General features: G+C 42.0%; 1 protein-coding gene. It reads right to left on the bottom strand.

Going from position 1 to position 3,332, the window contains the following annotated elements:
• Nucleotides 1-102 precede the first annotated feature (102 nt).
• Complete coding sequence (locus ACZFYI_RS17870) at nucleotides 103-3,327, bottom strand: UvrD-helicase domain-containing protein (protein WP_462525484.1); 3,225 nt, start codon at nucleotides 3,325-3,327, stop codon at nucleotides 103-105.
• Between the last annotated feature and the right edge of the window lie 5 nt (nucleotides 3,328-3,332).

Genomic DNA, 3,332 nt, shown 5'->3' with positions numbered 1-3,332 from the left:
TGTGTAAAGAACAATCCAGCCCGGCGATTGGGCAAAACGATCACCAGATTTTGGAGTTCCTTGTATTCTTGAAGAATGGAAGCTGCTGTATTTCTTAAAAAACTATTCATTGACTTTTACAATTTCCCCTGTTTCCAAATAACATATAAATCCTCTAGTCGGCTTGACTGCCAGTTTACCTACCAAATCCATGTACTCGCGAACCTGCTTTTCATACTTTTCATAGGCTTCCCCTGTCTTAAAATCCACGATAATAGCCTCGTTATCTTTGAGAATAATCCTGTCCGGCCGCTTTTGCTTTCCTCCCGGAAGGAGGATTCCCTGTTCTGCCAACAAAACGCCTTTTGTATCAAACCAAGAAGCAAAAAGCGGATCATCAAATAATCCCTCAAGTTGTTTTTCTACCTGCAAGCGCTCCTCTTCTGAAATTCGACCTTCAAAATAAAACGCCTGCAGGAAAGATTGGCATTCAGTCAGTGTCCCGGATTTTTCCAAAATCTCATGCACCAACAATCCGAAATTCTGCTTTTTCCGCTGTGCTATTCCTTCTGCAGAGAAATCAACTGCATACTGCCTCACTTTCAGGAGTTCAGACCAATTTTGGTAAGCCCATCGGAGTTGGGGTGTAACCTTTTCCTCCTTATTCACAGTTTCCATTTTTGGCCAAGCTCCCAAATCAAAGACCTTGGTTTCAGGATGGAAGTATTCGGAAAGGCTCAACTCACCTTGCTGATCCATAGTACTGCTTAGAATCCTTTGTAGGTGGATTTCGAGGTTATTTTCAGAAGATTTACTATTGATTTCTTTAAAAGGCACCAAACCCCAAATCACTTCTTCTGCCCTGGTCAATGCTACATAGATCATATTCAGACTGTCCAGATATGCTAAAGTAGCCTCTTCCGAATAAGTTTCATTGAAATCTGATTTGGCCAATTTGCCATTCAAAGTCAGAGGAATGATGGCAGATAAATTCCTTTCAGAATCCTGAAAAGGTGACCAAACCACATTGCCCTTTCTGGTATCAAAAATGTCCCATTTCAAAAATGGCATCAGCACCACTTTAAATTGAAGGCCTTTTGATTTATGTATCGTAAGGATCCTCATGGCGTTATGCCCTTCGGGAATTTTGACAGTACGCTTCTCTTTATTTTCTTCCCACCACTCCAAAAAACCGGATAAATCGGCCCTGTTGTTGGCAGTAAAATCATAAACCGCTTCTTTGAAACCCGATATGTAAGCCTTCTCCAAGCCATTTTGCTGAAGCTCCAATTCACCGATCAACTCCTCCACTGCCTCCATCAAAGGCAACTGCAGAAGAATTGTCTCCTTGTCTTTGAATGACTTTTCCTTTTTGACCAAGAATTCGGGGGTTTTCTCCAAAGCAAACAAGTCATGGTTCACCGCTTCGTTTTTCAATACTGAATAATAATACCACATGGTCTTGAACTGAACTTTGTCTTCCGGTTCATGGAGGTATTTCAATCCCGCAACCAAGGCCTTGACAGAAGCCGACTTCTGCAGATACATGGACTCATCAGAGAGTACATCGAAGCTGTAAGGAAGTTCGGGATTGTCTGCTCCAAAGGCCATCAAAGTATCTGCGATCGCTTCACCTTCAGATTTTCTTCTTACCAGAAAAGCAATGTCCCGAAGCTCATACCCTTTCTCCTGCAACTCCATCACAATTCCCGGTAATCTGGAAAGTGCCTGTTCATCAAATTTTCCTTCATCCTCACTTTCCTTGACATCGATAAATTCGAATCGGACTTTTCCTTTCGATTCCAAATTGGCTTTCCGGTCTGAGACTTTCTGTTGGACATCATGATACGCCCGGGAAATAATCCCTGAATCGAGGGCACCATAAGTATTTGCCACCACATCTTCAAAAGCCTTGGGAAGTTTCTTGAAAAGTGCATTGTTGAAGGCTATAACATTGGGGAGGCTTCTAAAATTGGTGTCAAGATTTTCATTCCTGACCCTTTGTGAACCGATTTCGGCTTCTACTTCCTCAAGCAAAAGCTTCATCTCCCCTCCCCGCCATCTGTAAATGGATTGCTTCACATCTCCCACAAGCAGGTTGGTATTTCCCTGTGAAAGGGAGTTTTCAAGAAGCGGTTTGAAACTTGCCCATTGGAATCCGGAAGTATCCTGAAATTCATCAATGAGGTAGTTTCGGTATTGGTTGCCCACCTTTTCATAAATAAAGGGTGCATCATTTTCTTTTGTGATTTCTTTCAAAAACTCATTTGCATCAGAAATCAACAAGATGCTTTCCTCGTCTTTGAGAAGGGTCATTTCTTCAAGGAGGTTTCTAAAAATTCCAAAAACAAAAATATTCTTGGATATTGCCTCCAGCGTATTCCATTTTGTCAACAGGGTGTCAAACTGAGAAAGGATTAAGTTCAAGCCTTGATGGTAAGCACTTTCGATCCGCTCCATATTTGGATCTTTTTTCTTGTACCATTTTTCGGGACTGTCGATTTTGTCCACCTGGGTCGGGCTGGGTTCGGGGACAGGATGGTAACGGTCACCCAAAAGGTCAAATTTTCTCGCGAAAGAAATGGATCCGCCAGAAAAATCTGTCCATTCCAAACCATTGTTGATTCGGATCTGATTGGCTTCTTCTTTGAGTTGTCTTGTGACCTTAATGAGTTCTGCTTTCCTTTCGCGAACAAAAGCATTCAGGTTTTTGATGTTTTCTTTTTCCTTCAAAAACTCCCTGATCTCATTCCCATATTTCTTGAAACCTTCCTGAAAAATCTGTTTTCCAAGTTCTTTGATGTTTTTTCGGATATCCCAAGATTTGCCGTTTTGGATTTGCTCAACAGCATAATCCACGAGCCATTTGTGCAAAAACTCATCTTCCATCACGTTTGCAACCACCCGGTCTACTACGCGGTCAAGAACTGCATCCTGATCCATTTCAACCTCAAACTTTGCATTGAGATCCATTTCCCTGGCAAAGGACCGGACTACTTTCTGGAAAAAACTGTCAATCGTACTGACTGAAAACCTTCCATAATCATGCAGTATGGCAGTCAGGACTTGGGCAGCACGAGATTTCAGTTCGTCTTCACCGATATTCAAACCGTCCAATAATTCCCGATCCATTTTCTGGTCAGATTGTACGGTATGTTTAAGCCTTTTCAGCTCCTTGATGATTCGTTCCTTCATTTCCGAAGTTGCCTTGTTGGTAAAAGTCACTGCCAAAATGGATTTGAAACTGTCTGGAAATTTCAGTGCCAATTTGAGGTATTCCATCGTCAGGGTATAAGTCTTACCCGAACCTGCAGAGGATTTGTAAATGATAAAGTTTCTGTCGGCCATTTTCA

The sequence above is a fragment of the Aquiflexum sp. genome, from assembly GCF_977115555.1.
The sequence above is the reverse complement of the archived record's forward strand: the minus strand, read 5'-3'. Positions and strand labels throughout refer to the sequence as shown.